This window comes from Mojavia sp., from assembly GCF_059505145.1.
The window spans coordinates 4,101-9,397 of sequence record NZ_JCACKA010000160.1 but is presented as its reverse complement, the minus strand read 5'-3'; the positions used below and the strand labels follow the sequence as shown (position 1 = coordinate 9,397).

Here is a 5,297-nt window from a genome sequence, read left to right as displayed (position 1 = left end):
GATCCCCTGACGGGCCAAAGAACCCATCTTCACTCGCGTTAGTTAAAATTCGGAAATTCTTGTTAATCACAGTTGCTAATTGCCTTGCTGTTTCTGCATCGCCCGAATCCCTTAAAAAGTCGAGGGGATTGCATACTTCTGATTCGGGAAATCCTGGTGCAAATATGTGTACATCATAGCCCTGGCTCTTAGCATAGGCAGCAATTTTAGCTTGTGACGGATACTTGAAATCGTATAGAACAATACCAAACCCTTGGTCGATTGCGGAGTAAATCATCGGGTTGATGGCACTGAAAGTTTTTCCACTACCGGGAGCGCCTATAGTTGCTGTTCCTCTTTGTGCATCTGGTACATATAAAGGTATTCCAGCATTGCCTTTTTGTGTTTTCGCACCTTTAAATTGATGCCGTCCAATGTAGAGTGCAGCACTATCACATTTAGGACTGGCTATTTGTTGGAGTGCTTTCTTTTTGGCAGTGGCTGTTTCCTTATTCCCTCCCCAATAAGAGGTAGCTATTTTCTTGTTTTTAGAACCATCTCCTAACAACACTTTCATTACTAAATAAACCCCTAATGCCCCTAATAGTGCTAGTCCATTAGGTGTCAGAAAGTGATGTGTATACTTGCCAATATCATGATTAGGGTTTTGTAATTGCTCAAATGGTTGACTATAACTAATCAACTGTGTTTGAATGCCAGTTCTCATTTTTACTCTCTCTAAAAAATTAATCTGGAACTGTTGATGGTTGACCAAAAATAATTGGATCTTTTTCTCTGTATTCAATAAATGGAACTGGCCCGATAAAGTAAGGTGAGCAGGTAAGCCCAACGAAGGGGATGGTTTTGCAGATTCTAAAAAACATCGCCGTTTGCATGGAGCCTGTTGATTCATCAATATCCCAAATCACTTGTTTAAAGGCTGAACCAAAAGGATTGCGCCCTGTCGGTTCTTTACCCCCATTGAGAGATTTGAGTATGCCAAATCCGCCTCTAACCTTCTGAACTTTGCCAGAAATCCACTGCACACCTGTTGTTCTCCCGATGCCGGACATCTCTGCATGAGCGCAATTATTCTGTAGGCACGGAACATTAAACCCTTGTTGATAGCTACCAGAAATTGAACGAGTCCGGTTAGCTTCAACATCTTGCAGTACAAGGTCAACTTTGCCAACAAAATTTAGGTCAAGAGTGCGTAAACCGGGAAAATTATCCCAGGTTAAAGTGTCTAGTCCAGGCACTCCATTAACTTTACTATTTTGCCAATTAGCAAAGCGATTAATGGCAGTGTTTTGAATGTTAGGAATAGAAGTAAGCGAGTAATTTTGTAAATTAATTACTCTCATCAGGGGAAGATTCTGAAGTTGGGGATTAGTGCTAGCACTGCCGATTGTGCCATAGGTAATACCGAAGCTACTCAAAAAATCACTGATAGGTTTGACACTATTAACAGGTGCATTTTGTAAAGTAGGAATTGCGTCAACTAAATCAGGTAAAGTCTGCCATTGGATTAACTGCAAATCCGAAAGTTTAAATAAGCTTAAGTTTATTCCTTGTGCTGAAGTTATTGTTTCTAAACTTAAGTTCTCTATCGCTAATGTTTCCGTTTCAAAATCTCCTAACTCCATAAAGACAGCAATGCTTTCACCTGCCTTCCAAGTTTTAGTTTCAGTACCTCTAGTCCCTGGGTAAGTTACGCTGCCATTTTCCGATATAATCATGTCACTAAAACGTAACCGTGACCAATCAGGTATAAAACCACTTTCAGAATTAACGAAAGACACTTGCGCTTTTGCTTGAGGGAGAATAAATCCAATTGCTTGATTAAGTATTCCGTACTTCCAGAAACTATGAATAAATAAGAAAAAAATTAACCCCAGAAATATTAAGGATCTTATTTGGGCATCACGATTGATTTGGAGTTGTTTTTTATCAACTGCAACTTGCTGGACATGAATGTTATTACTAACTTCTAAACCTTGGTTTTTACTTTGTTTAAGCGTTTGTTTTCCTTGATTTATCAGCGCGTTCAATATGAGATAAATCAATGATTTATTCGGGATACTTTTTGATGTCTTTTGTTGCTGATTCATATATTTCTATAATTATTTTTGCCAAGTTTTGTTAACTTATTGACTAACTCCATTGAGACGACAGCTTTATCAGCAGCTTTTGTTAGGTCTTCACCAAGTTGTACATAAGTAATCAATTGCTGAAGACGTTGATGCAATTCATCAGTAGGAGTCAGCCATCTATTTCTAATAGCTATAGCCATCCCATTTCTCAAGCTGTTAACTGTTTTAACAGCGGTGACTAATGGTTGCAGTTGAGGGCGCGGTGTTTTCTTACTATCAATGGCAACATCGTTGCTAAGCATCCCCGCTGGAATAAATTGGTCAGGCTTTATTTATGCAAGTAACCTATATATCCCAGTTTTGGGCTGCGACGACCGGAGGTCGTCGCAAAGCCTGACCAATTTATTTTTGCTCAATCCCTAATCACTACTTGGCTGTATTTGGGAGTGCCGTTAGCAATTGCCAAGCGAAAACTGTAAGCCTTGCGTTCACCAGTTGATGATTGTGTTACCACCGTTAACAAAGTTGTTGATGCTTGCGGTAAACCAGGGATGTTGACTCTTTTAATCCGCCGCAGATGAATTAGTCCCGCACCTGGACTCTGACAATTTTGATTGATACCTTCTAAACAGCCATCTGTATCAACCAGAATTTGAGATGGATCATCTAACCAGACTCGTTGTATCCTTTCTCCTACTTCATAAAATGAGATTGCTACACCATGACCGTTCCAGACGTTGATCGTTTGCAGTAGGGCCGTTTCACCGCTAGCTTGAGATTGCTTAATGCTACGAACTACGGGTGCAGCAAGTGTCATTACTGGAGTAAGACAAACAACCGCGCTCATACAGCCAACAATCATGTTTTTCATGGCAACTCCAGGGTACGGTTGACAATGAAAGTAACTTTCGTTCCTTGTCCGATGTGCCAAACATTGGGTCGAGCCAGTATTTCTTGGGTTGAAGCAGCAGCGCGATCGCTTAGAATATCTCCCAGCTTGTCAAATGCACCATTCAAGAATGCACCGCCGATATTACGCCGATTGTTTTGTGTTACCGCACTGCTAAAGCTGCCAATCGTAGAATTTTGGATTGTACTTTGGGAATCCGGCTGATTAATGACTTCTCCTACTTTTGCCAATCCTCCAACCAAGCCCAACGTCACATCATAATTGGCTATCGCTCCACCCAAGTCTTGGAATTTTTTAGCAATTAGGGGTTTTCCTTTTTCTCCCTGTACAGAAATTGCACCAGCACTCAGGGGATATTCCGCGTTGTCTTTGATGATGCTCCGAACATTGGCAGTTGCATAGTTACCGCCATCAACTCCTACCAATTCCACTGCAAGTATAGTACCGTTTGGAATGGCTACCTCACCATAATTGTCACGTAAGTCTTGGGTTAATTTGGCGACAAACCGTCTGCCATCGTCAGTTTTTCGAGAGTCGTTTGTGTTATCAGTCTGTTGTTTGACTAGTGGTGTAACTAGGATGCCAGTGGCAAACTCCCCAACTGTGAGGTAGCGAGTTTTGCGTTCGCTCAGGATTTGACTTTCTTGTGGCAAGTAGTTATTTGCTACAAGTTTTTTGTCAACTTTAGCCTCCACTTGGAACCGGGGGCGGATCTTTTCAATAGTGTTAGATGTGTTTTCTTCGGCGGCGGATGGATATTCATTATTAATATCTGTTGGTTCTGCTTGCTGTTGATTTGTCTGTATCGATGATGCCGATAGTTCTGCCGGGTCAGGCAAGGTCGATTCCCCAACCGAACTATCGACATAAGCTATCACTCCGTATGAGCCAATAGAGCGTAGTCGGTTAAATTCCGCAGTCGGTTCTACAGCTTTTTGTACTCTTGCAATGCCTGAATTGCTAACTCTCGGCAGCACAAAACTACGAGTTACTGGTTGATAAGTTCTTGGTGACGAATACGTTCTTGGCGATGAATAAGTTTTTAGTGGTGCTGGAGTTGAAGACACTCTTCTTGCTTGAGGTTCGCTCTTAATAGGTTTTGCTCTGTGAGGTTCTTTTTGCTGTGCTTTGACTGATTTGTGTTGATTTATTTTGTCTAACTGTTCTTGTTGTTTCGACAACGCTAACTGTGCATAAACATCCCCATCTTTATCTTCATGTGATGGGGTTGATTGTATTGATTGGGCTTGGGGTGTCTCTGGTTTATTGACGCTCGATTGCCCATTTATGATGTTGTTAAACATCAAATAGAAAATTAAAAATCCTATCCCTAATGGCGCACCAATTATCCCTAACCTTGACCAAGGAGAAGTAACTACCGTATGTTGTGTTAAAACTTCTACATCTTCATTTTCGGCATTTCTCTTGTTATTTATCTCTTCTGGCTCATCATCAAGTTTTAAGATTTCATCTACCGTTAATGGGTTTTCAATCATCGTTTTCTTCCTAAATCTAAATCTACAATTTGTGTAATCTCTAATCCACTGGAGCGAATTGTATAGATTTTCTTAGCAAGAAGAGAAATATCCTCTGGCGGCTTTTGTGGTGTAGTCACTGCCTCTAGAGTTACTGTTTTATTTAACGCAATCGCATCTCCGGCATTATCTAGTTTTTTAAACGTGACTAAAGTTGATTGAAAATCTATCTCCCACTTTCCTTCTGTTATTTTTCGCGGAGAGGATATATAGTTAGGAATAATTGCCACCCTCATATTTCCGCTAAACACTTCTTGGGGAATCATTTGTGCTAATCTCCGCACAAATGCCGCACGAAATCCTTGTTTTTCTGATAGTGCAAATGCGGCTTCGTAAGCCCTTGTCGTTACTTTTAAAGTTGGTTTATTGTCTAATCCCTTAATTTCTACTCCAGGGTCAGCTTCTACTATTAGTTTCCCTTGAGCATTGTTCTTCTGTATTAGTCCGTCCCAGTTAAACATCCCCACAAATGTATCTGATACAAATTTTTTGATAGTTTCACCAGAGCGTTCCGCAGGTTCTACCGCCGTAGCTCTTATTGTTTCTCCACTCGACAACTGCACCAGTGACGGCACTTCCTGCTTTGCTAGTCTCCTTATCGCCCCATAGTTAAGAAACTGTACCAACAGTGAAATACAACCTACACCACAACCTACCACCGCAATTATTGCTATCCTTGTCGGCACTGCTGGGCCATAACTTAAGAACGAATTTAATTGCTGCTTCCTCGATTGCGATTTCACAAATTTCGGTTTAGCTAATTTCAGCATATTACTATTC

Annotated in this window: 6 protein-coding genes; all 6 read right to left on the bottom strand. The window is 40.9% G+C overall.

The genetic code is table 11. From position 1 onward, the window contains the following. The coding region (locus tag AC5JL8_RS38720; protein WP_495884977.1) for a type IV secretory system conjugative DNA transfer family protein at positions 1 to 706 on the bottom strand (706 nt) is incomplete at its 3' end. A 19-nt stretch (positions 707 to 725) separates the two neighbouring features. Beyond that, positions 726 to 2,090 carry a hypothetical protein gene (locus tag AC5JL8_RS38715; protein ID WP_495884976.1) on the bottom strand — a complete coding sequence of 455 codons (1,365 nt, stop codon included), beginning with the start codon at positions 2,088 to 2,090 and terminating at the stop codon, positions 726 to 728. Continuing rightward, positions 2,087 to 2,374 (bottom strand): hypothetical protein, encoded by a 288-nt coding sequence (locus tag AC5JL8_RS38710; protein ID WP_495884975.1) that lies wholly within the window; start codon positions 2,372 to 2,374, stop codon positions 2,087 to 2,089. The genes AC5JL8_RS38715 and AC5JL8_RS38710 overlap by 4 nt, the downstream gene beginning before the upstream one ends. Positions 2,375 to 2,484: 110 nt before the next feature. Further along, positions 2,485 to 2,943, bottom strand: coding sequence for a hypothetical protein (locus AC5JL8_RS38705; RefSeq protein ID WP_495884974.1), 459 nt, complete (start codon positions 2,941 to 2,943; stop codon positions 2,485 to 2,487). After that, complete coding sequence (locus AC5JL8_RS38700) at positions 2,940 to 4,478, bottom strand: TrbI/VirB10 family protein (RefSeq protein ID WP_495884973.1); 1,539 nt, start codon at positions 4,476 to 4,478, stop codon at positions 2,940 to 2,942. Before AC5JL8_RS38700 ends, AC5JL8_RS38705 begins: the two co-directional genes overlap by 4 nt. Continuing rightward, a complete protein-coding gene (locus tag AC5JL8_RS38695; protein ID WP_495884978.1) occupies positions 4,475 to 5,287 on the bottom strand; it encodes a hypothetical protein in 813 nt (270 codons plus the stop codon). Before AC5JL8_RS38695 ends, AC5JL8_RS38700 begins: the two co-directional genes overlap by 4 nt. Between the last annotated feature and the right edge of the window lie 10 nt (positions 5,288 to 5,297).